25 protein-coding genes are annotated in these 24,571 nt (G+C 32.4%); 9 read left to right on the top strand and 16 right to left on the bottom strand.

The window, feature by feature from the left end; translation table 11 throughout:
• The first annotated feature begins 108 nt into the window (after window positions 1-108).
• From ACKTTR_RS04495 to ACKTTR_RS04465, 7 genes are all read left to right on the top strand, one after another.
• Window positions 109-531 (top strand): hypothetical protein, encoded by a 423-nt coding sequence (locus ACKTTR_RS04495; RefSeq protein ID WP_408026701.1) that lies wholly within the window; start codon window positions 109-111, stop codon window positions 529-531.
• Window positions 532-621: 90 nt separating this feature from the next.
• Window positions 622-1,218 carry a hypothetical protein gene (locus ACKTTR_RS04490; RefSeq protein ID WP_408026700.1) on the top strand — a complete coding sequence of 199 codons (597 nt, stop codon included), beginning with the start codon at window positions 622-624 and terminating at the stop codon, window positions 1,216-1,218.
• A 125-nt stretch (window positions 1,219-1,343) separates the two neighbouring features.
• Entirely contained in the window at window positions 1,344-2,225 is an 882-nt protein-coding gene (locus ACKTTR_RS04485; protein WP_408026699.1) for a hypothetical protein, read from the top strand.
• 38 nt (window positions 2,226-2,263) lie between these two features.
• Window positions 2,264-3,433: a DUF3883 domain-containing protein gene (locus ACKTTR_RS04480; RefSeq protein ID WP_408026698.1), complete on the top strand. Its 1,170-nt coding sequence runs from the start codon at window positions 2,264-2,266 to the stop codon at window positions 3,431-3,433.
• Window positions 3,434-3,500: 67 nt separating this feature from the next.
• Window positions 3,501-3,974, top strand: a complete 474-nt coding sequence (gene rlmH / locus ACKTTR_RS04475; RefSeq protein WP_408026697.1) for a 23S rRNA (pseudouridine(1915)-N(3))-methyltransferase RlmH — start codon at window positions 3,501-3,503, stop codon at window positions 3,972-3,974.
• Between the two features lie 168 nt (window positions 3,975-4,142).
• Complete coding sequence (locus ACKTTR_RS04470) at window positions 4,143-5,009, top strand: coiled-coil domain-containing protein (protein ID WP_408026696.1); 867 nt, start codon at window positions 4,143-4,145, stop codon at window positions 5,007-5,009.
• A gap of 166 nt (window positions 5,010-5,175) precedes the next feature.
• Window positions 5,176-6,456, top strand: coding sequence for a glycosyl hydrolase family 18 protein (locus ACKTTR_RS04465; protein WP_408026695.1), 1,281 nt, complete (start codon window positions 5,176-5,178; stop codon window positions 6,454-6,456).
• A 96-nt stretch (window positions 6,457-6,552) separates the two neighbouring features.
• On the opposite strand, the gene ACKTTR_RS04460 is transcribed toward ACKTTR_RS04465, so the two are convergent.
• From ACKTTR_RS04460 to ACKTTR_RS04425, 8 genes are all read right to left on the bottom strand, one after another.
• On the bottom strand, window positions 6,553-6,843 hold the full coding sequence (locus ACKTTR_RS04460; protein ID WP_408026694.1) for a hypothetical protein: 291 nt from the start codon (window positions 6,841-6,843) through the stop codon (window positions 6,553-6,555).
• A 168-nt stretch (window positions 6,844-7,011) separates the two neighbouring features.
• Complete coding sequence (locus ACKTTR_RS04455; RefSeq protein ID WP_408026693.1) at window positions 7,012-9,696, bottom strand: hemopexin repeat-containing protein; 2,685 nt, start codon at window positions 9,694-9,696, stop codon at window positions 7,012-7,014.
• A gap of 249 nt (window positions 9,697-9,945) precedes the next feature.
• A complete protein-coding gene (gene lgt, locus ACKTTR_RS04450; RefSeq protein WP_408026692.1) occupies window positions 9,946-10,797 on the bottom strand; it encodes a prolipoprotein diacylglyceryl transferase in 852 nt (283 codons plus the stop codon).
• 110 nt (window positions 10,798-10,907) lie between these two features.
• Complete coding sequence (gene yidD, locus ACKTTR_RS04445) at window positions 10,908-11,147, bottom strand: membrane protein insertion efficiency factor YidD (protein WP_125343682.1); 240 nt, start codon at window positions 11,145-11,147, stop codon at window positions 10,908-10,910.
• Window positions 11,148-12,629 carry a cysteine--tRNA ligase gene (gene cysS / locus ACKTTR_RS04440; RefSeq protein WP_408026691.1) on the bottom strand — a complete coding sequence of 494 codons (1,482 nt, stop codon included), beginning with the start codon at window positions 12,627-12,629 and terminating at the stop codon, window positions 11,148-11,150.
• 108 nt (window positions 12,630-12,737) lie between these two features.
• Window positions 12,738-14,204, bottom strand: a complete 1,467-nt coding sequence (locus ACKTTR_RS04435; RefSeq protein WP_408026690.1) for an MAP7 domain-containing protein — start codon at window positions 14,202-14,204, stop codon at window positions 12,738-12,740.
• Window positions 14,185-14,751 carry a hypothetical protein gene (locus ACKTTR_RS04430; protein WP_408026689.1) on the bottom strand — a complete coding sequence of 189 codons (567 nt, stop codon included), beginning with the start codon at window positions 14,749-14,751 and terminating at the stop codon, window positions 14,185-14,187. The genes ACKTTR_RS04435 and ACKTTR_RS04430 overlap by 20 nt, the downstream gene beginning before the upstream one ends.
• The gene (locus tag ACKTTR_RS04425) at window positions 14,744-15,292 is read right to left on the bottom strand and encodes an RNA polymerase sigma factor (RefSeq protein ID WP_408026688.1); all 549 of its coding nucleotides are present in this window, start codon (window positions 15,290-15,292) and stop codon (window positions 14,744-14,746) included. The genes ACKTTR_RS04430 and ACKTTR_RS04425 overlap by 8 nt, the downstream gene beginning before the upstream one ends.
• A 100-nt stretch (window positions 15,293-15,392) precedes the next feature.
• Here ACKTTR_RS04425 and meaB point away from each other — a divergent pair, with 100 nt between their 5' ends.
• Together meaB and ACKTTR_RS04415 are read left to right on the top strand one after the other, a co-directional pair.
• Window positions 15,393-16,466, top strand: a complete 1,074-nt coding sequence (gene meaB / locus ACKTTR_RS04420; protein WP_408026687.1) for a methylmalonyl Co-A mutase-associated GTPase MeaB — start codon at window positions 15,393-15,395, stop codon at window positions 16,464-16,466.
• Window positions 16,467-16,469: 3 nt separating this feature from the next.
• A complete protein-coding gene (locus ACKTTR_RS04415; protein ID WP_408026686.1) occupies window positions 16,470-16,814 on the top strand; it encodes a tRNA-binding protein in 345 nt (114 codons plus the stop codon).
• Window positions 16,815-16,894: 80 nt separating this feature from the next.
• Here the strand turns inward: ACKTTR_RS04415 and moeB are convergent, their stop codons facing one another.
• The 8 genes from moeB to thiS all read right to left on the bottom strand — a co-directional run bounded on the left by moeB (window position 16,895) and on the right by thiS (window position 24,512).
• Window positions 16,895-17,950 carry a molybdopterin-synthase adenylyltransferase MoeB gene (moeB, locus tag ACKTTR_RS04410; protein WP_408026685.1) on the bottom strand — a complete coding sequence of 352 codons (1,056 nt, stop codon included), beginning with the start codon at window positions 17,948-17,950 and terminating at the stop codon, window positions 16,895-16,897.
• Between the two features lie 71 nt (window positions 17,951-18,021).
• A complete protein-coding gene (thiH, locus tag ACKTTR_RS04405) occupies window positions 18,022-19,134 on the bottom strand; it encodes a 2-iminoacetate synthase ThiH (RefSeq protein ID WP_408026684.1) in 1,113 nt (370 codons plus the stop codon).
• Window positions 19,135-19,329: 195 nt separating this feature from the next.
• The gene (locus ACKTTR_RS04400; RefSeq protein WP_408026683.1) at window positions 19,330-20,100 is read right to left on the bottom strand and encodes a thiazole synthase; all 771 of its coding nucleotides are present in this window, start codon (window positions 20,098-20,100) and stop codon (window positions 19,330-19,332) included.
• Between the two features lie 10 nt (window positions 20,101-20,110).
• Window positions 20,111-20,758, bottom strand: a complete 648-nt coding sequence (thiE, locus tag ACKTTR_RS04395; protein WP_408026682.1) for a thiamine phosphate synthase — start codon at window positions 20,756-20,758, stop codon at window positions 20,111-20,113.
• Window positions 20,759-20,941: 183 nt separating this feature from the next.
• Window positions 20,942-21,697, bottom strand: coding sequence for a hydroxymethylpyrimidine/phosphomethylpyrimidine kinase (locus ACKTTR_RS04390; RefSeq protein ID WP_408026681.1), 756 nt, complete (start codon window positions 21,695-21,697; stop codon window positions 20,942-20,944).
• 31 nt (window positions 21,698-21,728) lie between these two features.
• Entirely contained in the window at window positions 21,729-22,331 is a 603-nt protein-coding gene (locus ACKTTR_RS04385; RefSeq protein WP_408026680.1) for a thiamine phosphate synthase, read from the bottom strand.
• Window positions 22,332-22,403: 72 nt separating this feature from the next.
• The gene (thiC, locus tag ACKTTR_RS04380; protein ID WP_408026679.1) at window positions 22,404-24,263 is read right to left on the bottom strand and encodes a phosphomethylpyrimidine synthase ThiC; all 1,860 of its coding nucleotides are present in this window, start codon (window positions 24,261-24,263) and stop codon (window positions 22,404-22,406) included.
• A 45-nt stretch (window positions 24,264-24,308) separates the two neighbouring features.
• On the bottom strand, window positions 24,309-24,512 hold the full coding sequence (thiS, locus tag ACKTTR_RS04375) for a sulfur carrier protein ThiS (protein WP_408026678.1): 204 nt from the start codon (window positions 24,510-24,512) through the stop codon (window positions 24,309-24,311).
• Window positions 24,513-24,571 lie beyond the last annotated feature (59 nt).

The raw sequence follows: 24,571 nt of genomic DNA, 5'->3' as shown, positions 1-24,571 counted from the left end.
TATAATGACTATAATTAATACGAGGTTTGGTGTTTAACCCAAAACTTAGTCTATTTATTAAGTCCGTCAAATCTTTTGATTTGGCTTTAAAAATGAAAAGTTATATTAATGGAATTATACAACTTTAATAATGATGCTTATCATGAAATCATTAAAATAATCAAGTTTAGTTTTTTTAAACAAATTAAAAATACAGGAATTGTATTTGAAGAAGTTTTATCTGCAAAAAATTTAGCAACAGAAAAACAGTTTTACATTCTTGTTTGTAATGATCAAGAAAAAAGACATTACATCAGATTCAGAGAAATTAAAGGCTTATTACTCAACTTAAACCAAATTGCTAAAAAAAGACTAGAAAAACTAAAACTATTTGAGAATGAACTAGTAAAAATAAATAATACCGAAGAATACGGAGAATCCCTATATTTTAATGATATAGAAATGACAGCAATTGGAATTTCAAAAATTAAGGAATTATTAGTGCATTTTGATAAAAGGTTAAAAGAATTAAACGCGAAAAACGCTTGCTAACAACATACAAACAAAAAGATTACAAATTCACCCACACATTACGTTTCATACACAAGACTGTTAGATGTAATAAAGCTCCGAATTAAAATTATGAAAAAGTTTAAAATACTTACAGGAAATGGATATGACTGGGAAACTTTTATCTACATAATGAATGGTAATGGTGAATCTAAATTTGGAATTACAAACAATATTGAACGTAGATTAAAACAATATGAAATTGAACGACCTCTGCTAAAACTAAAATACTGTAAACCTCTAAGTAATAGAAATGTTGCTAGACTAATCGAATACCAAATGAAAAACCACTTTCCTATAATAGCTGGTTTAGAAACAACAAATGCTCCTTTAAATCAATTGATTGATTTTATAGAGTCTTCAAAAGATAAACTAGAAGATCTGATATTAGAATTGCCTGAACATTTAATTGAAAAAAACATCGCTTTTGATAATTTAATGACGAAAATTGAAAACTCTAAACCAACGAAATCTTATTCCTTTATGGAGAAAAGAGAAAAAAACTCAAATACTTACACAAAATGGGAAAAAGAAGATGATGAAAAACTTGAATTACTTTTTTGTGAAGGAAAAAACATAAAAGAGTTAAGCCTTATTTTTGGAAGAAATAATGGAGCAATAAGATCTCGAATTAAAAAGTTAGAATTAAAGGAAAAATACTGTGGCTAACAACCTATAATCGCAATTACGGTGGACTTAACCAGGTCTCAATTCACCTGAAATTGCTAACACTAGTAACTTAAGAACCATAATTCACGATTATACGAAACCGTTTTACATAATTTGAAAAACTGATGGACAAAACAAAACTTTGGAAAGTTGAAAATAATAAATTAGTCGAAATTAATTCAAATAATTTAGATTACGAAGACCGAATTCATAAGTGGATTGAGCAAGATATTTCAATTGTACTACCTGATGCAGTTCTTATTGGTTCTAAAATTAAAACAGACCACGGAAAAGAAATTGACTTACTAGCTATTGATGAAAATGGAGATTTAATTATTTTAGAACTTAAACGAGGGCTAACGACAAGAGAAGTTACATCTCAAGTTTTAGACTATGCCTCTTGGATAAACACGCTTGACGAAGATGGTATTAATGACATTCTTACTAAAAACGGAATAGGCAAAAACGTCTCGGAATTAATGTCAGAAAAATTTGATGATTATGAAGAAGACATTGAAATAAATGAAAACCAGAAAATCTATATTGTTGGTTCTTCAATTGACTTAATAACAGAACGAATATGTAAGTATCTTGCAGGAAATGGGCTTCAAATTAATGTATTAACTTTTGATTATTTCAAAGATAATGACAATGAATTTATTGCGAGAAATTTTTTAGTTACAGAATCTGATTCACCCAAAGACACAGGTAAGAAAAGAAAAGGAAGATACATTACAAAATTGTTCCAAGAAGAAAAGATTAAAGTTGGTCAGAAAGTAAAATATATTCCTTTAAGTGACGAAAAAGGAATTGAAAAGATTGCTACCATTTATAGAAAAGGTAGTAAATGCTTAAAATTAGATGATACAGGAGAAACTTATTCTTTCAGTGGCTTAAGAAAAAAAATAATACTAGACAACGGACTTGAGTTAAATCCCCACTTTCCTTATTGGCAATGGACTGAATGGCTTTTAATAGATAAAAACACTAAATTATCCGACTTATAAAAACTACTTGCTATAATATTATTATAAGAATTTGATCAATGACAAATTTATCAATTGGAGCAACTCATATTTCTGACAAACTTATCTCAATTCAATCTACAATAGAACTTGATAATGACAACTCACTCTATGAATTAAGTTATAGAGGAAAAAAAATATTCCTAATTTACAATATGTCTGGATATTTCGAAATTGATCAGTCATTCATTGAGAAAAACAATCTAAATAACGCTAAGGATTTTAAAAATCAAGCTACCAATAACTTATTATTTTTTAAAGAACTTTTAGAACAAAGAGAAACTAAATTTATTTGTAGTTCAATTACTCTTGATGAAGAAATTTATGAAAACGAAAAAATAAAAGAGAGTTTTAAAAAATATAGACAAATTCTAGATAACATTGAAAGTTCTTTAAAGCGAGGGGCTAAAATGTGGTATTTTAGTTTATATCAAAAAAGCTTTTTTAATTACGCATATCCAGAAGTTTATTTAACTAAAGATGGTTTTACTTTTGAAAATGGAATAGAAGTTTTTAGTCCTATAACCAAAAGAACTATAAAAACTAATCTAGATAAATTAAAAAGGTTAAACCTTTTAGATTATAAATATAAAAAAGAGAAAATCTATCATCTAAAATTCAACTTGAATAAATTTCCTTTACCTCCAGAATTAATACCATCTATTTTCTCGAGTGCATTTTATAAACATATACCAAATGAGCATTTTGAACCGATAAATAATCAACTCAAAAAGGTTGATATGTTAGAAGAAATTTTTTCAAAAAACAATATCAAAATAGATTATGTTGCGAAACAACTTAAAAACAAACAAATAGGCGAAAAATCCGAACAAATTGTGCTTGAATTTGAGATTGAGCGATTACAAGCTAATGGGTTTAAAGATTATAGTCCAAATGTAAAATTAGTGAGTGATGACAACTCATTAGGCTACGATATATTATCAATCGAAAACGAAAATAAAAAAAGATATATCGAAGTAAAAACTGTCAAAAGAAATGATAATTCATATTCTTTTCATATTACAGCTAACGAAATTCAAAAAGCCCAACAACTAGAAAATTACTATATATATATCGTTGTTTTTAATAAAAATGGACACAGTGTTAAAATAATAGACACAAATAATTTGCTTGAATCAGAATATTTTAAAATTGTTCCAACTGATTATAAAATTTATTTAAACTTTTAAAATCAAACTTGTTTTCACACTGAAACCTTCCCTTTAAGAGTTTATAAAACATTCGTAATTTTGCCGTATGAAAATAAAACTACTCGCCATAGGTAAAACTGACAATAAGCAGTTACAGCAATTAATTGACGAATACCAAAACCGGTTAAAACATTACGTAAAGTTTGAATTGGAAATTATTCCAGATATTAAAAACGTTAAAAACCTAAGCGAGACGCAACAAAAAGAAAAAGAAGGTGAGTTAATTCTATCCAAACTACAACCTACTGATCAACTAGTTTTATTAGACGATAAAGGAAAGCAACATACTTCCGTAGAGTTTTCACAATACTTACAAAAGAAAATGAACTCTGGTATTAAACAACTGGTGCTGGTTATTGGAGGTCCTTATGGTTTTTCTGAGGCTGTATATAATAAAGCACAAGGAAAGTTATCGTTATCAAAAATGACATTTTCTCACCAAATGATTCGTTTATTTATTGTGGAGCAAATTTATCGTGGGTTTACTATTCTTCGTAACGAGCCTTATCATCACGAATAAGTATTGTTAAGCTATTTATTCACATCAAATTTCATGTGAGTCAAAGCATTATGTTTTTAGTTTCTTGAAAAACACAGTAAAAAACATGTTAAAAAGTTATTTTTTTTTCGCATTTAGCCATACTTTTGCGCCCCGAAAAAACAAAAACTTAATACCATAAAATTAAAAATGAAAACACTAAGATTCTTAGTCACTTTAACTTTTTTCATAACGTTTACTTGCCAACAAGTAAATGCTCAAGATGACATTAAAGCTTTAAAAGCTCAGGTAAAAAACAAGAAAGATCAAATTAGCGCTAATGAAGAAATTTTAATTAGTGGAGTTGGTGCTTTAAAACGTGTAAAAGGAAATTTAGAGCGTTTTAAAACAAGTAAAAAAGCTACAAAACAAGAGATAGAAAGAAAAGAAAAAATTGTTGCTAACATGCAACAAAGACTAAGCAAGCTAAATAATCAAATTGATTTACATAAGAAAGATTTAGCGTCTCTTGAAAGAAAATTAGCTAGAAAACTTAAAAAAGAAGAAGCTAAAGAAGCAGAGGTAAAAGAGGAAGCTAAAGCTACTACTGCAAGCACTGGTCTTGTTGTATATGAAGATAATATTAGTGATGAGCAAAAAGAGGTTCTTTTACAAAAACAAAAGCTTGAAGAGGCTCGTAAGAAGTTAGACGAAGAAAGAAAAGCTAGAGAGCTTGCTTATTTAAAAGAACAAGAGGCTTTACGTTTAGAGGAAGAAAAATTGAAACAATTAAGCAACCAAATTAAAGCTAAAGAGAAAAACATTAGTAAAGAGAAAAACACGTTAATAAGTGATCTTGAAGATGATATTAGCATTAACGAAGAAATTTTAATTAGTGGTAAGGAAGGTTTAGCTAAAATGAAATCTAAATTAGAAGAGGCTAAGAAAGATGCTTCTACTTCTAAAGAGAGCATTGAAAGAAAACAAGCTATTATCAACAAAATTGAAAATCGCTTATTAAAAATTGAAAACGAAATTGATGCTAAAAAACAAGAATTAGCAAAAATTAAAGGATAAAAATTCCTGACTTCATACAATAAAAACTCCGAGCTTTTCGCTTGGAGTTTTTTGTTTTCTATAGATGTAGCTTTCAACCAAAAACAACTTTACAAAACTTATTGTATTTTAGTAACTCTTAGAATTTTAGAAGCTATGATTTTTACTAACCTATCTTTTTACTAACATGAAACAACCCCCGAATAAGCAAACTTGGTTACTCCTTACTCTTTTATTTTTAACCACATTCATTACTTCATGTTCAAACTCTAAAAACAAGGAAACACAAACCAATAACCCAAAACCTATAGAGCACAAAGATTCTATAAACATTGCAGATGGCAAACAGTTTGTTAGTCAGCGTCATTTACATGAAAAAACGTACGGCGGTTTAAATTTTACCACCGAACAGCAATGGGATAGTTTAAACAACATTTCTTACAAACCTATAACTCATAAAAAAGGAAATGTACGTCCTAATTATCGCACATTTGGCTGGCATGTGTATTCCAACGGTTCTTCTTATAAGAGTTATAATTTTTCTATGCTTTGGGGAATTTCATACTTTTCTTATGCTGTTGAACCCAAAACTGGTAACTACAAAAGTATACACCAGTGGAAAACTACTTCGTTAATTGACAGTGCCCAAACAAAAGGTTGTAAAGTGTTTTTGTCTGTTACTAACTTCGGAAGCGAAAACAATGCTTTGTTTTTAAATAACTCAAAAGCGCAAACAACACTTATAGAGAACCTAGCTGAGTTACTTGCCTTAAGAAATGCTGACGGAATTAATATAGATTTTGAAGGTGTTGCTAAAGAAAATAGAAGTCAACTTACACAATTTATCATTCAGGTTTCTAAAAAACTAAAAGAAAAGAATCCTAACTATATGGTTTCTTTGTGTTTGTATGCTATTGACTGGAACAATGTTTTTGATATTCCTACTATCAATCCGCATATCGATTTTTATACGCTAATGGGGTACGATTACTATGGAAGTTTTAGTAAAACTACCGGTCCCGTGACTCCTTTTAAATACAGTAAAAAATTTGGGAACGGTTTAGAAGCCTCCGTTACTTATTATAAAAACAAAGGTGTGCCTCTAGATAAATTAATTGCGGGACTTCCTTATTACGGTGCTGAATGGTACACTAAAAAACCTGAAATGGGCGCTAAAGTAACGAAGTTCAAATCGCATCCTCGTTACCATACCATACGAGATATGTATATTGATTCTTTACAAATCCCCGTTAAGTTCGACCCTAAAAGTGCTTCTAGCTACATAATTATTAAAGATAACAACCATGAATATAGACAATTGTTTTTTGAAGATGTGCAGTCGCTTTCTGTGAAATACGATTGGATAAAACACAATAAAATAGGTGGTGTGGGTATTTGGGCTTTAGGCTACGACAATGGTTACTCTCAGCTATGGGATTTGTTGGCTGAAAAGTTTTCAGAAGAATAAAATAGGTATTCTACTGTAATAAAAAACTCCAAGGATACCCTTGGAGTTTTTTGTTCTATTAATTGAAATATGATTTTCTGGTTTTACCTTACTCATCTATTCTTCAAAAGGCTCTTCCGATTGAACTTTAATATAAGCACCATTAACAAAATCTAAAGATTGTAAATCTTTTAAAACCTTTTCTGAATCTTTACTTTTCACTCTTAGTGAAAATATAGCATCAGTATCAGATAAAGTATTTTTTCCCATTAATGGTTTTACAATTATACTGTTATTTTTAACTATTGTATTAATGTTCTCTACCTCTTCTCCATTTATATATTTAAAAGAATTATCTTCAAATATAATTTGTGAAGCAACACTTATATAAACAACTATTTCACTCATTTTTAAATTAGTTTTAACTTTTAAAGATTCTTTACTTCCTTTATTTGCACAAGTATAAAGAAGCGAGAAACTTAAGATACAATATATTTTTACCAAACTCATTTCTATTCAATTAATAAAATATGAAGCCTTAAGAAGTTCTTACTTTATAAGTTTACGAATTTCTTTTTAATTAATAATCGGCCTAGGATAATACTTATCCACTTTCCAGTTATTTGCTGGGTTCACTTTAAGATACTCACTTCCTGAGAAAAAATACATTTTATTACTATTCCCATTCCATAAAGCACAATCTAAGCTATTATTAAAAGGAGTATCTAACCCTGGCCAATTACCTGTAATAGGTTTAGGGTAACCTGCATCAACCTTCCAACTATTATTCGGATCTACTCTAACATACTCACTTCCTTTAAAAAAGTAAATCTTATTATTGGTTCCGCTCCAAATTGCAGCATCTATACCATTTGTAAAGTTAGCAGGTAAACCAGCCCAGTTTCCTGAAATCGACTTAGGGTAACCAGCATCAACTTTCCAACCATTATTCGGGTCAACTCTTATGTATTTACTTCCTTTAAAAAAGTAAATCTTATTATTAACTGTATTTCCAACAGCTGCATCTACACCATTTGCAAAATCAGCTGGAAAACCAGACCAATTTCCTGAAATTGGTTTTGGGTATCCAAAATCTACTTCCCAATTGTTTGCTGGATTCACTCTTAAATACTGATTTCCTTTAAAGAAATACGCTTTATTATTTTTATTTGCCCAAACTGCAGCATCAAGATTTTGTCCAAAACTACTTGGAAAACCAGGCCAGTTAGAATCTATATTTAAAGTTGCAAACGCTTGTTTTAAATCTGGTCTTTTTCCTATTCTATTTGTTGCTATCAACTTTGGATATCCTGGATCTTGATTCCATCCATTAAAAGGGTCTACTCTCACATAATCTTCACCTTTAAAGAAGTATACTTTATTATTAGTTCCACTCCATAAAACCGCATCAACTCCGTTGGTAAAATTACTATTTAAACCAGGCCAATTTCCTAAAATTGGTTTAGGGTACCCAGGATCAACATTCCAACTATTATTTGGATCTAAGCGAAGATATTCCCCTCCTTTAAAGAAATAAATTTTATTATTCTTTTCATTCCATATTGCTGCATCAATTCCATTATTAAAATTAGTAGGTAACCCAGGCCAGTTTCCTGAAATCGATTTAGGATACCCCGAATCAACTTTCCAACCATTGTTAGGGTCAACTCTAAGATATTGGCTCCCTTTAAAAAAGTATACTTTATTATTAGTGTCACTCCAAAAAGCAGCATCAACTCCTGATGCAAAACTAGAAGGGAATCCTGACCAATTTCCAGAGATTGGCTTAGGATACTCAGGTTCAACACTCCAATTGGCATTCGGGTTAATCTTTACATATTGACTTCCTTTAAACATGTATAATTTATCGCTTTTTCCATTCCACAAGGCTGCATCTATACCTCTTCCAAAACTGTTAGCTGGCATTCCTTTCCAATTTGATGGAGAACTTCCCTCTGTATTACCGCTAAAACGCATTTGATTAGAACCCGTGTTACGCATAATATTCCTAGCAGTGTCTGGCGTTAATAATGTTTTTCCTCTTGCCTTTAACCTTCCTTGTATACAAGCTAAAGCACCCGTTACTACAGGGCTTGCACTAGAAGTTCCATTAAATCCATTTGTATACCAACAATTATCATCAGTACCTCCTTGTAAACTACCATAACCTGTTGTAGCAACGCTTTGTCCCCATCCTTGAACATCAACTCTTGATCCCCAATTTGAAAAACTTAAAATAGTTCTATTATTTGTACTACTTGGTGAACCAGCACCTACAATAATTGCACCTGATTGTGGATTTCTTAGGTTAAAAGGGTTCTTCCATGAATTAGGAAAACCAGATTGCGGATGATTATATATATCATTATCAAAATCTTCTGAACCATTTCCTGCCGCTTCTACTACAATTATTCCTTTTGAAGTAGCATATACTATAGCTGCAAAATCATCTGGCCACCATTCAATTGCAATAAACCCATCTTGTCCACTACCGTTAGCTGCTGGTCCTGGTCTGTGTACTTCTAAAAGAATTATATCTCCTGCATTTAAACGATCTGCTGCATTAATAATAGCCTGAGAAGTTCCTAGCCCTCCATGATACGATATCGCACTGATATGAGCGTTATGTGAAATACCTGTTACTCCAAAGCCATTATCATCTGCCCCCATAACCCCTAAAACAGCTGTTCCATGATTTTCAGATGCTGCTCTGTTAGTACCTTCAAGGAGACCTCCAAAACCATCTTGTAAATCTTCATGATCAAAATTAAAACCTCTTTCAATATCAATAATATCTATTCCTTCTCCTCTACCTCCACCAAACTGCCATGCATAACGAGCATCTACTCCTTCTGGTGCTGCTTCTAAATACCCTTGATTACCTGTAAAATCAGGTGTAGAACTATTAGGTTCAATTGTTGGAGGTTTAATATATGCGGTCTCTACCAAATCATTCTTTAAAAAATCACTTTTTAACTTTTCTAGGTCTTTAGATTCACTTTGTACCAAAAAGAATGATTTAGGATCATACTTTAATTTTCGATAGATTTTTCCTGCACTTTTAGGTATTCTAGATTTTTCAAATAATGACTGAAATTTAAACTTCTTTTTTTTCATTAAATCTTGAATAGGTTTAATAGCATCTTTAGAAACTTTTTTTGAAGTTATTTCAGTAGCACTTTTTCGCCTAATTTTAGCTTCCTTTTTAAAGATTACAACTAATTCTGGCTTATCACTACCAGTTATTAAAATTTGTTCCATGATTATTTTTTTAGTAGTTAGTTTTTATTTTTACACAAACCTACAACCTGAACAAATAAAAATACAGAGCAAAAAAACTAAATCTCTATTGGTGTTTTGCCTCCTTTTTTTGAAGTGGATAAACGAAAAAACTAAAAGTAAAGCCTTATTCTATTGCGTTTTTTTCCTGTAGAAAACAAAAAACCTCTCAAAAATATATTTCTGAGAGGTTAAACTTTATTTATACTATTATTTTAGCACATATGATGATTACTTTGTCTTCCTAAACATTAACCAAAAACCGATTAACACTAGCGGAATACTTAACACCTGACCTGTGTTTAATGTATTAAATACCCAATCTTCTCTTCCTTCTACTTGTGCTTCTTTTAAGAACTCTATTACAAAACGTAACGTCCATAACACAACCATAAACAGCCCGAATAAAAATCCTGTTTGATTTTTCTTGTCTGTTTTCCAATAGAAATACCATAAAGCAAAGAACAATACTAAGTAACTAAATGCTTCGTATAATTGGGTTGGGTGACGTGGTACCGTCTCTCCTGCTCTTTTAAAGATTACACCAAAGCTGCTTCCTGTTGGTTTTCCGTAAATTTCAGAATTAAAGAAGTTTCCGAAACGGATGAAAAATCCTGCTAAGGCCACCATAATTCCTAATCTGTCTAAGATAAACAACCATGGCTTTTGTAAGTGTTTCTTAGCGTAAAAGTACATTGCTATTGGAATTGCTATTGCTGCTCCGTGACTTGCAAACCCTGTAAACCCTGTAAATTTCCATCCATCTAACAACCCGAATAAAGCAGAAGCTCCTTCTTGTTTTTTAAATGGCAATATGATTTCTAGTAAATGATTTTGGTAATAATCCCAACTGTAAAAGAATACATCTCCTAAACGCATTCCTACCAACATAGAAACGAATACGTACATAAATAACGGATCTAGTTTTTCAACAGAAATGTTATCGTTGATATATATCTTTTTCATTAATTGAAGTCCTAAAATAAACGCTGCTACAAACATTAAACTGTACCAACGAATACCAAAACCTCCTAAATTTATTATTTCTGGGTTCCAATCCCACACTATGGATAAAAAATTCATCTACTTTAATTTAGTTTTTGTGTCATTACGAACCTTTCGGCTGTCAATCAAGACAAGTTAAAATGAAGCTATCTCAAAAGATTACTTCGTCTTAAACTCCCCAATGACGATTATTTTTTTTCTTTTTTCTCTGGAACAGGATCGTAACCGCTTCCTCCCCAAGGGTGACAACTGAAAATTCTTTTCAAAGCCAACCAACCACCGTAAAACAATCCGTGTTTTTGCAACGCTTCAATTGTGTAGCTTGAACACGTTGGTGAATATCTACATGTTGCTGGTGTAAACGGAGATATTGCTGTTTGATAAAATCGAACTAGTAATATAAACGGATATGTTAGTATTTTTTTCAATTAATTAACTGTAAACGTTGTTCCTTCTCTACCGTCTTTTAATTGAATACCTAATTCCAGTAGTCTATCACGAATTTCATCAGACAATGCCCAATCTTTATTTTCACGTGCTTCTTTACGCATGCTTATTAACATTTCAACTACGCCACTTAGTTTGTCTGAACTATTTCCTTCTGAAGTTTCATTCATTAGTCCTAATACATCAAAAACAAACGCGTTGATTGTATTTTTAAACACTTCTAAGTCATCAGTAGTTAAACTTGCTTTTCCTTCTTTTATTTGATTGATAACTTTTACTGCTTCAAATAAATGTGATATTAAAATTGGTGTATTAAAATCATCATTCATAGCATCGTAGCAGTCTTGTTTCCATTTCTGCACATCAAATGTAGAAGTAGTGCCTGCTTCAATTTTACCTAAGAAGTCTACAGCTTCCATTAACTTTGCATGTCCTTTTTCAGCAGCTTCTAACGCTTCTCCAGAAAAATCTAAAATACTTCTATAGTTAGCTTGCATATTGAAAAAACGAACTACACTTGCAGAAAACGGTTTTCCTAAGATGTTATTTTCTCCCGTTAAAATTTCATTTGGTAAAATAAAATTCCCTGTTGATTTTGCCATTTTTTGACTATTCAACAATAGCATGTTGGTATGCATCCAGTAGTTTACTGGTTTAACACCACTACATGTTTGTGATTGTGCAATTTCACACTCGTGATGTGGGAATTTTAAATCCATTCCTCCACCATGAATATCGAATTGCTCACCTAAGTACTTTGTACTCATTACTGAACATTCTAAGTGCCAACCAGGAAAACCATCACTCCAAGGTGAAGGCCAACGCATAATATGACGTTCATCAGCTTTTTTCCAAAGTGCAAAGTCTTGTGGATTTCTTTTATCTGACTGTCCGTCTAACGCTCTTGTGTTATGTATAGCGTCTTCTATTTTTCTACCAGAAAGGATTCCGTAGTTACCTGTTTCGTTATATTTTAACACATCAAAATATACAGAACCATTTACTTCATAAGCAAAACCTTTTTCCATGATTTCTTTAATCATTTCAATTTGCTCTACAATATGACCTGTTGCTGTAGGCTCTATACTTGGTGGTAAAAAATTATAGTTGTTTAATACATTATGGAAATCAACTGTATAACGTTGCACTACTTCCATCGGTTCAATTTCTTCTAATCGTGCTTTCTTTGCAATTCTATCTTCACCTTCATCTGCATCGTTTTCTAAGTGACCAGCATCCGTAATGTTACGCACATAACGCACTTTGTACCCAAGATGCAATAAATAACGATACACCACATCAAAAAACATAAAAGTTCGTACGTTTCCTAAATGGGCGTTGCTATATACTGTAGGACCACATACGTACATACCTATGCGTCCTTCAATTACTGGTTTAAAAAGCTCTTTTGATTTGGTTAAAGAGTTATATATTTTAAGTTGATTTTCTTTGTATAATTCCATAGTAAAAATGACTATTTGCAATCGCTAATATAGGCACTTTATAAAGAATATAGAAAAAGAATTTGGTAGCAATTTTGTAGAAATAAAAAGTAATTTTGTTTGTATTTCTTATTGATTTTTAACTTTTAATTGACTGTATTTACCGTCTATTTCAATTTTCTTATCGTTTGAAATTAAAATAAACTCTCCATTATATTCTACGCTTCCATCTTTTAGTTTCTTAACCTTATCACTCTGAATATTGAATTTTTTGTTTATACCTGCTAAATCAACTCCAGCATCTGAATAACTTAAAAATACTTTTAAATTATCATGACTAGGATGTATTTTGGTAATGGTTAAGTTTCCAAACTTATTATTTACTTCAACATTACTATAAACATTGCTCACTACCAATCCTGATGAATTAGAGTTTACGGTTGTGTTGGTAACCGATGCTAATTGAGCATCGGTTACATTATTTAAGAACAACGTACAAGCGTTTAATGAATTTATATTTACTGGTGAAAATGAAATATTTAATTTTCCACCGTCAAGTGCGTCAGCTTTGAAGGTTCCATAACTAACCTTTCCTGAAGCTTTGGTTTTTGGCAATTTTACTTTACAGTGACGTGTATTCAAGTCAAATGTTGCTGATTTTGGAACTTTTATCGTAATCTTCTTTGTGATTTTTACTTTTTTTCCATTAATCATAAGGTTATCACTGTCAGAAGAGTAAGAATAATTCATACGGACTTTTTGCATCTCTTTTCTTGCCTTGTGCATTTCTTTTCTAGCTTTTGCAAGTTCTTTTCTGATTTCTTCTCTATTTATCTTTCTAATTTCGGCTCTAGCTTTAGCCATTTCTTTTCTTAGCTCTTTTTGATTTATTCGTTCTTTTTTAACTCTTTCTAATTCTTTTTTTATCTCTCTTTTTCTTTCTTCTTGATGCTTTTTAAACTCTTTATACTTATCTGTTTTCTTAAATTCTTCCCACTCTTTTTTCGACTTAATAGTAATATCATTCACACCATCTCTCCATTGAAAGAAGTAATTTCCTCCATCTTTTGCATACTTATCAAAGTCAAATTCGATGTCTTCTAGACCTGTAACGATTTCTTCAAAGTTGATTTCTGGAATCTTTATTTCTGGTATCTCTGGTATTTCAGGCATCTCCGGAATTCTTACTTCTGGAACTACCACAACCTCATCATTACCATCAAATTGAAATACTCTTGGGTAATTATTGTCTGATGAATTGAAGAATACAATATTGTCTCCTCCTATTCTAAAGCTATTTTTATTGGCATTAATTTGTACCTTACTTTTATTCCCTAAAGCTTCAAATTTCCAATTGTCTAAATATTTTTGAGCTTCTTTTTTATCTAGCCCTTCAACCTCGACAACTGCTTCTACTGAAACTTCATTTTTGTTCCATGTAGTTACATCAACATCTGCATTAGATGCATTGATATTAACTACTACGTCTTTATTTGTTTTAAAATTTTCACTAAACTTTTTGTCGTATTTCTGTGCAGATACAACGCCAGTTACTAACAGTAAAAAAACACTGATTTTAAATTGTTTGAATGTCATTTTGAGTTGGATTTTTAAATTCTTGTAATTGTTTTTGCATACGTTTTAACAGCTGTAAACGTAATTGCAGGTTTCCAATCAATGCATTGATAGTATCGTCGTTAACTCCTTTTGTATTGAGCTCTTTGGTTAACGATTTATATTCTTTGGTTAATTCACCTAGCTTGGTTAAATAACCATCAAAAAGTTCTTTATTATCGTCAGTTAATTCTAACTGACTTAATTCGTAATTAATTGTATTTACATAATAGTCTTCCACCGTTTTTAACTCGGGTGAAATGGTTCCTAAACTAATTTGATTTTGAGTTTCTTTTGGAAGCTCTGTTATTATTGGATCTACAGTGTTTGTTGGATAAAACTGAATCCCTAAACTCACCAACAACACTATTGATGCCGCTATATACAACCATTGATATGATTTTTTTGCTGATGGTGTTGAATGCAATTCATCCATCAACTTTTGTTGAAAACGCTGTCTGTGATTTGTTGATAACCTCTCTGTGCTTTCAACATTGCTTTTTAGTATTTCTCTAATATCTTTAGACATGATGTACTGCTTTTAATTGTTCTTGCACTTGTCTTTTCCCTCTTAATAAATGTGTTCTCGAACTCACTTCCGAAATTCCTAATATTTGAGAAATTTCTCCGTGATCATACCCTTCTAATAAAAACAGGGTTAACACAACTCTATACTTTTCTTTTAATTGTTGAATGCAGTTTACAATATCTTGATACGATATCGTAGAGGCTACATTCCAATTATCATCATCTGCTACTGTGGTAATTTCTTCGTTAATAGAAACTAGTTCTAATTTTCTCTTCTTTAAATAATCAATACTTTGGTTGATAACGATTCTTTTTAACCAAGCACCAAACGCTACTTCTTCTTTATATGAATCAATATTTTTAAATGCTTTTATAAATGCTTCTTGCATTACATCTTCCGCAGTAAACGAATCTTTCACATAACGTAACGCCACTGTATACATAGCATCACAATACAAGTCATACAATTGCATTTGTGCTTTTGCATCATTGTTTTTACAGGCATCTATTACCGATTGATGTAACTGTTTAGTTGATTTCATTCTTGATTTCTTACCCTAAATACGAGACTTTTTCCGCCGCGTTGCATTTTCCTGCATTTTTATTTCTAAATTTACGTTATTATTTTGTTTTACCTACATAATGACCGACAAAGACACATCTGCACTCTCTGAAAAAGACGGGGTTTCTCAGCCTGAAACCACCAGTAAATCATCTGCAGAAAAAATAAAGCGTAACAGAAGAAAAACTACCTCAACCGAAGAATTTGTTACTCAAATAGTTGCTGGTAATATTCCTTTTTTAAGTAGAGCAATTACATTAGTGGAGAGCACGAATCCAAAACACCAACAGCAAGCCAATGAAATTTTAGAAGCTTGTTTACCGTATGCCAATAAATCGGTTAGAATTGGAATTACAGGTGTTCCAGGTGTAGGAAAAAGTACATTTATTGAGGCTTTTGGTAAACATTTAACTTCTTTAGGTAAAAAAGTAGCTGTTTTGGCGGTGGATCCGAGTAGCTCTATTAATAAAGGAAGTATTTTAGGTGATAAAACACGTATGGAGGAATTAGTAACTGATAAAAATGCTTTTATTCGACCTTCTCCTTCTGGAACTTCGTTAGGTGGTGTTGCTCAAAAAACACGTGAAAGTATTATTTTATGTGAAGCAGCTGGTTTTGATACAATTATTATTGAAACGGTAGGTGTTGGGCAATCAGAAACGGCTGTACATTCTATGACCGATTTCTTTTTATTATTGAAACTAGCAGGCGCTGGTGATGAATTACAAGGTATTAAGCGTGGAATTATTGAAATGGCGGATGCGATTGTGATTAACAAAGCAGATAGCGGTAACGAGAAAAATGCTAAACTGGCGAAAGTAGAATTTAACAGAGCTTTACACTTATACCCTGCTAAGGAAAGTGATTGGCAACCTAAAGTTTTATTGGCTAGTGCACTTCATCATCAAGGAATTGATGCTATCTATGCTATGATTGAAGAGTATATGAGTTTAGTGAAAAAATCAGGCTATTTTCAACAGAAAAGAAATGAACAAAATAACTATTGGTTGTTAGAAACCATCAATCAACAATTGAAAAATAACTTTTACAATAATCCAAAAATTAAAGAACGCTTACAGCAGGAAGTTACTAAACTGGAAAACGGGAAAACTACTCCATTTACTGCTGCAAAACGATTGCTAGAAAATAACTAAACTATGGAAGACAATAACAATTTAACTTGGAACGATTTTACAAAAGTAGAAATGCGTATTGGTACGATTATTTCTGCGGAAATTTTTAAAGAGGTTAAAAATCCTGCTTATAAAATGCAGGTTGATTTTGGTGATTACGGAATTAAAAAAACCTCAGCACAGATTACTAAACTTTATCTACCTGAAGATTTAATAGGGAAACAAGTGGTTGCTGTAGTAAACTTCCCTAAAAAACAAATTGCTAATATGATGAGTGAATGCCTTGTATTAGGTGGTTTGGGAGATGATAAAGAGGTTACTTTGTTAACTGCTGAACGTACTGTTAAAAACGGGACGAAGATTGCGTAGCATTCTTTCTTAGATTTTTTAATTAAGTATTGTTATCTGCTGGAAATAAGAAAAGTCTGCTTTTAAGCTCTTGTAAATTACTATCCCAGTCCCTTCTTTAAATTTATAAAAGTAATGCTATCAAATTGTTGCTCTAAAAAGTCAATTGCTCGTTGGCTACGTACTCCTGATTTACAATAAACAATCACAGGCTTCTCGGTGTTTATTTCTTCATATCGTTGAGTAAGCTCTCCTAACGGAATGTGTTGTCCACCTATATGATGTTGTTCCCGTTCCCAATCTTCACGAACATCTAATAAATTATAGGATGTTAGATTATTTTGTAACTCCTGTAAAGTTATTTCGTGGTTAGCAGTCTTAATTCCACAAAAGAATTCATAATCGTTATCTAACTCCGTTACCTCTGCTTTATCGGTTCTTTCAAACTTTAATATCATTTGACGCATGCTTAAGGTATCATACATCAATAATTTATTGGCTAACACCTCTCCTATTCCACAAATAACCTTAATAGCTTCATTGGCTTGTAAACTTCCTATAACTCCAGGTAACACACCTATTACACCAATTTCTGAGCAATTGGGTGATTCTTCTGGTTTTGGAGGCGTTGGATATAAACATCTATACGTAGCACTTCCTTGATAATTAAACACACTTACTTGTCCTTCAAACTTAAAAATAGCACCGTACACCAATGGTTTTTGAGTGAGTACTGCTGCATCGTTGGTTAAATAACGAGTGGCAAAATTATCACTTCCATCTACAATTACATCATATTTCTCAAATAAAGAAACGGCATTCTGATTGGTTAATTTTTCTTTATATACATGAAATTGAACAAAAGGGTTCAATTTAGATAAACGATTCGCTGCTGTTTCTGCTTTAGACTTTCCTATATCATCTATCGTATATAATACTTGACGTTGTAAATTACTTTGGTCTACTACATCATCATCGATAATTCCAATCGTACCTACACCTGCTGCCGTTAAATATTGCAATACAGGACACCCCAATCCACCAGCACCGATTACCAATACTTTGGCCTGTTTAAGTTTTAGCTGCCCTTCTTCTCCTATTTTATCTAAAATTAGGTGACGATTGTATTGTTTTTGTTCTTCTTGACTTAAGTTCATGTTTAATTGTAGAATAAATTCACCTCAATAACTCTTAAAATCTTCATTCTTGATTCTAATAGTGTAACGGTCTAACTTCTAAAATGCTCCCAATCTTTCCAAACTACTTCTAATCCCTGACCTTTTAGCATCTGTACAATTTCTTCAGTGCTTCGTTCGTCTGAAATTTCAAATTGCTCTAACGATTGTGGTTCAACACTATACCCTCCAGGATTTGTCTTTGACTCTGCACTTATTGAGGTTGCCCCTAAATTAACAATATTATTCCTAAAAACTTCACTTTCTCGGGTAGACATTGACAGCTCTACATCTTCATCTAATAGTCTAAACGCACAGATTAATTGTACCAAATCAGCATCCGTCATTTCTACTTTGGGTTCTAAGCCTCCAGAGTGAGGTCGTAAACGTGGAAATGAAATAGAATACTTCGTTTTCCAATAGGCCTTCTGTAAATATTTTAAGTGCAATGCGGTAAAAAAGCTATCCGCACGCCAATCTTCCAGTCCAAATAAAGCGCCTAATCCTATTTTATGAATTCCAGCTTTCCCAAGCCTATCAGGAGTTTCCAAACGATACTCAAAATTTGATTTTTTCCCTTTTGGATGATGCTTTTTATAGGCTTGTTGATGATAGGTTTCTTGATATACCAACACCGCGTATAATCCGCTTTCAATCAACAATTCATATTCATCTTGATCTAAAGGTTGCACTTCAATAGTAATATTTGAAAATTGTGAGCGTATGAGTTGAATTACATTTTTAATATAATCAACCCCCACTGTTTGATTAGCTTCTCCTGTTACTAACAAAATGTGATCGTAACCTTTTGCTTTTAAAAAAGCAACTTCTTTCAATATTTCAGCATCGGTTAAGGTTCTCCTCGGAATTTTGTTGGTAAAACTGAATCCGCAATACGTACATATATTCTGACACTCGTTGCTCAAATACATTGGAGCATACATTTGTATGGTATTTCCAAATCGCTTTTTAGTGAGGATACGACTTCTTTGTGCCATTTGCTCTAAAAATGGTTTTGCTGCAGGAGATATCAACGCTTTAAAATCTTCTAAATCGAGTTTATCCTTTGATAAAGCACTTTCAACATCAACGGATGTTTTATCGAATATGCTTTGTAAAGTTTCATCCCAATTGTATTGGTTGAATGTGTTTTTGAAACTACTCATAATATATTGTTCGTTTTATCTTTTTTCCATTGATGAAAAAAGAAACAAAAAAATCTAGTCTTATTAACCCTTAGCTGATAAAAATCACATCCTCGAAACTAAATGAAAAGAACTCGCTTCGCTCAAACAGCTTTTCATTTTTAACGTTTCTTTCGGTGGATTTTATCACTAGACTTAATTATGACACTGCTTAATCTAACTTAAAAAACTCGTTAACGGACTACTTGCTGCTGCTTGTTTTCTTACAGGAGCTAGTTTTGCTTCATATGCCATTCTTCCTGCTTCTACTGCCATCTTAAAGGCTTGCGCCATGGCTACTGGATTTTGTGATACTGCAATAGCTGTGTTTACCAAAACAGCATCGGCTCCTAATTCCATAGCATATGCTGCATGGGAAGGTGCTCCAATACCAGCATCAACCACTACTGGAATAGTAGATTGTTCAATAATGATTTCTAAAAACTCTAACGTTTTCAATCCTTTGTTACTTCCAATAGGGGCTCCTAAAGGCATTACACATTGTGTTCCTACTTCTTCTAATCGTTTACATAAAACCGGATCTGCATGAATATAAGGCATCACTACAAATCCTTTTTTTACTAACGCTTCTGCCGCTTTTAAGGTTTCTATAGGATCTGGCAATAAATACCTTGGATCTGGATGTATTTCTAATTTTACCCAATTCGTTTCTAACGCTTCTCTAGACAATTCTGCTGCAAATACAGCTTCTTTTGCGGTACGAACTCCCGAAGTATTTGGTAATAAATTGATTCTTGAGTGACTTAAATGTGATAAAATATCATCTTCTTCGTTTTGAACATCTACTCTTTTTAAAGCTACTGTTATCAATTCACTTTCTGAAGCTAACAAAGCTTCTTTCATTAATTGTGAGGAGCTGAATTTTCCTGTCCCTGTAAATAATCGTGAGGTAAATGTTTTATCGGCTATGGTTAAGTTAGTATTCATTGTTACTGATTTATTGTGCTCCTATTTTGTACACTTGTTCGTTAGTACTTGGTGCTTTTAAAATTTTGTGGAATGCAGGAATCGAGTTAAAATTCTGAGTAATCGCTCCTGAAACAGCGACACCATATACTCCTGTGTTTATAATTTCAGATACGTCTTCTATAGTGATTCCTCCAATGGCTATTATTGGAGTGGTTGTTTTTAATTCTTCTAAGATTGCTTGGTAGCCAACAACTCCTAAAACTGGACTTAAATTCTTTTTAGTTTCAGTAAACTGAAAAGGGCCTAAACCTATATAATCGACTCCCTTTTCTAAGAGTTTTTTACAATCTTCCAACGTATTGGCTGTTCCTCCTACGATATATAAATCACCTAAATACGCTTTTGCTTTTAACGGACACGTATCTGTTTTTCCTAAATGAACTCCATCTGCTTTGATTTCTTTAGCTACTTTGTAATAATCGTTCACAATTAAACGAGTTTGAAAATGACTCGTAATTTCCCTTGCCTTTTGAGCTGTTTCTAAAATAGTTTTCGGATCCAGATTCTTTAATCGAAGTTGCACCCATTCTGCTCCAGAAGCACAGGCTCTTTGAACATTTTCTAAATGCTCTTCTGGTGTTTTTCCTTGTGTTATATAGTGTAGTTTACTTATCATTCTTTTTAGTAATTAGTGTGTTAAAATAGGAGTTAAGTATTAAAATTTATTAAGGATACTTCTAACACAAACTGATGTCCTTTTTCCCAAATTGATAAATCATCAAATGATGTTGTCTTTTTCATATACTTATTTTTTTATCATAATTCGTCTTCTTAAATTCTTTACTTCCAAACTCCTTAATTACCTATAAGAGTGCTCTCCTAAGAGCGTTTCATTAGAGTTTAAAAATTGTTCTGTATACCATTTCGCATGTATACATGCATCTTCTAAAGGAAGTTGTTTTGCTATATTTGAAGCTAAAGCTGAAGACAATACACAACCGCTTCCATGCTTTTCAAAAACAGCTATAGCTTTTGGTGGAATATTTAGCTGTACTATTTTGCTGTGATATACTTCATCCCACCCTTTTTTAGCTTCTCTATGTCCTCCTTTTAAATAGACATTGGTCTTTTCTGAAATGAATTCAATGGTTTCTTCAATTGATTTATTGGGAAACAAAGCTTTGATTTCATCATAATTTGGAGTGATAAAATCACAGTGTTGCAATACTTCTTCCAACACTTTTATATGCTCTTGGGAATGGAACTCAAATCCAGCGCTAGCTTTTAAAATAGGATCTAATACTATTTTTATAAATGGATTACATTTTTTTAGTGTTTGAATAACTTCTAATACTACGTCCCAAGATTGGATGATTCCTATTTTTACTACTGATATTTCAAAACGTTCAAATAAGGTTTCAATTTGATTGATGATGGTTTCTTTATCCATCCAAACACAGTCTTTAAAATCAATATCATTTTGAACTGTAACTGCTGTACATACCGATACTCCATACAACCCATGTGCTTCAAAAGTTTTAATATCCGAAGTCAACCCTGCTCCACTTGATGGATCAAATCCTGCGATTGTTAGTATGTAGTTTTTTTGCTTCATTCTTTTACTATACTTTCTTTTGACAAAAAGATTACTTCGTCGTGTACTCCTCGTACTGACGTTTAATATTTTTAAAGCTTTCTACTAGATTTTCTGTATTCCAAACGCCACCTAAAACACCTATTCCCTGAAAACCCAATTCAATTGTTTCTTGAATAGTATTGGTATTAATTCCGCCCATACCTATAATGGTTTTATCAATATGATTTACATCAAACCCTCTTCCTTCGTACCCTTTTTTTGAAATAGAAGAGAAAACAGGACTCAATAAATGATAATCGAATTCAATATCACAATTTGCTAATTCTTCAGGCTCATGAAAAGAACTGCTCATGGTTTTTCCCAACATGTTTAACCCGATAAAGTATTCGCTTCCATTCTCTAGAGAATCAACTCTTTTTTGCTCTTGAAAATGAATTCCTTTTAAGTTGAATTCGTTGATCAGCTCATGAAAATAATGTGTAACTATGCTGTTATGATACTTTTCATCTATTTGACTCAAATAGGCCACATGCTCTTCATAATTCTTATCAGGTTTTCTGAAATGATAATAGTCCAATCCCTCTTCAAATAATTGTTGAAGGATGTTTATCTCATTGGGAATATCTTTTTCGGGTGCTATCAGAACAATCATATAGTAGGAATTAGGTTAAAGGAGTTAGGAATTAGAAATAGTACTATTCTAATTCCTACTCATTTATTTTAATTATAGATAAACTTCTGAACCTTTGTCTTTAAATTCTTTTGATTTTTCCTCCATTCCTTTTGCAAAGACTTCATCTCCTTCTACTTTGTTTTCAGCTGCAAAATCACGTACTTCTTGAGATATTTTCATAGAGCAGAATTTTGGCCCACACATAGAGCAAAAATGTGCAATTTTAGCTCCTTCTGCAGGTAATGTTTCATCGTGATATTCTCTTGCCAGTTCTGGATCCAACCCTAAGTTAAACTGATCTTCCCAACGGAACTCGAAACGTGCTTTACTTAAAGCATCATCTCTGTGTTGCGCCCCAGGATGTCCTTTTGCTAAATCGGCTGCATGGGCTGCTAATTTATAGGTAACCACCCCTGTACGAACATCTTCTTTATTGGGTAACCCTAAATGTTCTTTTGGCGTTACATAACATAACATTGCACAACCATACCAACCAATCATCGCCGCTCCTATTCCTGAAGTAATATGATCGTATCCTGGGGCAATATCCGTAGTTAAAGGTCCTAAAGTATAAAACGGAGCTTCATCACAAGCTTCTAACTGTTTATCCATATTTGCTTTAATCATGTGCATTGGTACATGACCCGGCCCCTCAATAAAACATTGTACTTCATGTTTACGTGCTATTTTGGTTAGTTCCCCCAAAGTTTCTAATTCAGCAAATTGAGCTTCATCATTAGCATCAGCAATACAACCTGGACGTAAACCATCTCCTAACGAAAAAGCTACATCATAAGCTTTCATGATTTCACAAATCTCTTCGAAATGAGTATATAAAAAACTCTCTTTATGATGCGCTAAACACCATTTTGCCATAATTGAACCTCCTCGGGAAACAATACCTGTAATTCGTTTTGCTGTCATTGGTACATAACGTAAACGAACTCCTGCGTGAATTGTAAAATAGTCTACTCCTTGCTCAGCTTGTTCTATTAAAGTATCTCTAAAAATTTCCCAGGTTAAGTCTTCAGCAACTCCATTTACTTTTTCTAAAGCTTGATAAATTGGTACAGTACCTACTGGTACCGGTGAATTACGGATAATCCACTCACGAGTTTCATGAATATTTTTTCCTGTGGATAAATCCATAATATTATCAGCCCCCCAACGGCATGCCCAAACCGCTTTTTCTACTTCTTCTTCGATTGATGATGTTGTAGCAGAGTTTCCAATATTCGCATTAATTTTCACCAAGAAGTTACGTCCTAAAATCATAGGTTCTGCTTCTGGGTGATTGATATTTGAAGGAATTACCGCACGTCCTCTAGCAACTTCTTCTCGAACAAACTCAGGAGTAATCTTAGCAGGAATACTGGCTCCAAAATCTTGTCCAGGATGTTGTTTAGACAAACGTGTCATTTCATCTATTCGCTGATTTTCGCGAATGGCAATGTATTCCATTTCTGGAGTAATAATTCCTTTTTTTGCGTAATGTAACTGTGTTACATTTTGTCCCTTTTTAGCCCGTTTAGGTTTATGTTTTAAGTTAAATCGAAGATGATCTAAGCTTTTATCATTCAATCGCTCATTACAATAATCAGAAGTAAATTCATTTAATTCATCCACATCTCCTCTATCTAAAATCCATTGCTCACGAATACGTTCTAATCCGCTATGGATATTAATCTCTTTGTTTGGGTCTGTATAAGGACCTGAAGTGTCATATACTGTTACAGGCTCATTAGGAGTTCTTTTTTTTGTCATCGAATCAATAGTATCGCTCAATTCGATTTCGCGCATTGCTACTTTTATCTGTGAATGAATTTTTCCCTGAACATATATTTTTTTTGAATTCGGAAATGGTTGTCTTGTTACACCATCTTGTTTTGGAGCTGTATCTTTTTTCTTCATTTTAAGGTTGTTTGTTTATACTTTGAATTTTGTTTTCTGAAAATATTATCCTCCTTGTGTAGATTTAATGATTAAAACATCATCATTGTTTTGGAGCAATTTTGAAGGCCAATCTGCTTTTTTTACCACGCTACTGTTAACAGCAATAGCAATTCCATTGGTTTGAATCTGTAGTTTATCTACTAATTCTTGCAATACTAACGGACTTAAAAACTCTTGTTGATTATTGTTTACTTTTATCGTTATCATACTAACACATATTTAAAGTAAACCGTAGAAGAAATTCAGAATCGTTCTTTACAAATAAA

It is taken from the genome of Tenacibaculum litoreum, assembly GCF_964513915.1.
GTDB lineage: Bacteria > Bacteroidota > Bacteroidia > Flavobacteriales > Flavobacteriaceae > Polaribacter > Polaribacter litoreum.
This window is presented reverse-complemented; position numbering and strand designations above follow the sequence as displayed.

What these genes read in the sequence shown, in the direction of transcription:
- ACKTTR_RS04495 (WP_408026701.1), top strand. Translation starts at nt 109, where the DNA reads ATGGAATTATACAACTTTAATAATGATGCTTATCATGAAATCATTAAA.
- ACKTTR_RS04490 (WP_408026700.1), top strand. Translation starts at nt 622, where the DNA reads ATGAAAAAGTTTAAAATACTTACAGGAAATGGATATGACTGGGAAACT.
- ACKTTR_RS04485 (WP_408026699.1), top strand. Translation starts at nt 1,344, where the DNA reads ATGGACAAAACAAAACTTTGGAAAGTTGAAAATAATAAATTAGTCGAA.
- ACKTTR_RS04480 (WP_408026698.1), top strand. Translation starts at nt 2,264, where the DNA reads ATGACAAATTTATCAATTGGAGCAACTCATATTTCTGACAAACTTATC.
- rlmH (WP_408026697.1), top strand. Translation starts at nt 3,501, where the DNA reads ATGAAAATAAAACTACTCGCCATAGGTAAAACTGACAATAAGCAGTTA.
- ACKTTR_RS04470 (WP_408026696.1), top strand. Translation starts at nt 4,143, where the DNA reads ATGAAAACACTAAGATTCTTAGTCACTTTAACTTTTTTCATAACGTTT.
- ACKTTR_RS04465 (WP_408026695.1), top strand. Translation starts at nt 5,176, where the DNA reads ATGAAACAACCCCCGAATAAGCAAACTTGGTTACTCCTTACTCTTTTA.
- ACKTTR_RS04460 (WP_408026694.1), bottom strand. Translation starts at nt 6,843, where the DNA reads ATGAGTGAAATAGTTGTTTATATAAGTGTTGCTTCACAAATTATATTT.
- ACKTTR_RS04455 (WP_408026693.1), bottom strand. Translation starts at nt 9,696, where the DNA reads ATGGAACAAATTTTAATAACTGGTAGTGATAAGCCAGAATTAGTTGTA.
- lgt (WP_408026692.1), bottom strand. Translation starts at nt 10,797, where the DNA reads ATGAATTTTTTATCCATAGTGTGGGATTGGAACCCAGAAATAATAAAT.
- cysS (WP_408026691.1), bottom strand. Translation starts at nt 12,629, where the DNA reads ATGGAATTATACAAAGAAAATCAACTTAAAATATATAACTCTTTAACC.
- ACKTTR_RS04435 (WP_408026690.1), bottom strand. Translation starts at nt 14,204, where the DNA reads ATGACATTCAAACAATTTAAAATCAGTGTTTTTTTACTGTTAGTAACT.
- ACKTTR_RS04430 (WP_408026689.1), bottom strand. Translation starts at nt 14,751, where the DNA reads ATGTCTAAAGATATTAGAGAAATACTAAAAAGCAATGTTGAAAGCACA.
- ACKTTR_RS04425 (WP_408026688.1), bottom strand. Translation starts at nt 15,292, where the DNA reads ATGAAATCAACTAAACAGTTACATCAATCGGTAATAGATGCCTGTAAA.
- meaB (WP_408026687.1), top strand. Translation starts at nt 15,393, where the DNA reads ATGACCGACAAAGACACATCTGCACTCTCTGAAAAAGACGGGGTTTCT.
- ACKTTR_RS04415 (WP_408026686.1), top strand. Translation starts at nt 16,470, where the DNA reads ATGGAAGACAATAACAATTTAACTTGGAACGATTTTACAAAAGTAGAA.
- moeB (WP_408026685.1), bottom strand. Translation starts at nt 17,950, where the DNA reads ATGAACTTAAGTCAAGAAGAACAAAAACAATACAATCGTCACCTAATT.
- thiH (WP_408026684.1), bottom strand. Translation starts at nt 19,134, where the DNA reads ATGAGTAGTTTCAAAAACACATTCAACCAATACAATTGGGATGAAACT.
- ACKTTR_RS04400 (WP_408026683.1), bottom strand. Translation starts at nt 20,100, where the DNA reads ATGAATACTAACTTAACCATAGCCGATAAAACATTTACCTCACGATTA.
- thiE (WP_408026682.1), bottom strand. Translation starts at nt 20,758, where the DNA reads ATGATAAGTAAACTACACTATATAACACAAGGAAAAACACCAGAAGAG.
- ACKTTR_RS04390 (WP_408026681.1), bottom strand. Translation starts at nt 21,697, where the DNA reads ATGAAGCAAAAAAACTACATACTAACAATCGCAGGATTTGATCCATCA.
- ACKTTR_RS04385 (WP_408026680.1), bottom strand. Translation starts at nt 22,331, where the DNA reads ATGATTGTTCTGATAGCACCCGAAAAAGATATTCCCAATGAGATAAAC.
- thiC (WP_408026679.1), bottom strand. Translation starts at nt 24,263, where the DNA reads ATGAAGAAAAAAGATACAGCTCCAAAACAAGATGGTGTAACAAGACAA.
- thiS (WP_408026678.1), bottom strand. Translation starts at nt 24,512, where the DNA reads ATGATAACGATAAAAGTAAACAATAATCAACAAGAGTTTTTAAGTCCG.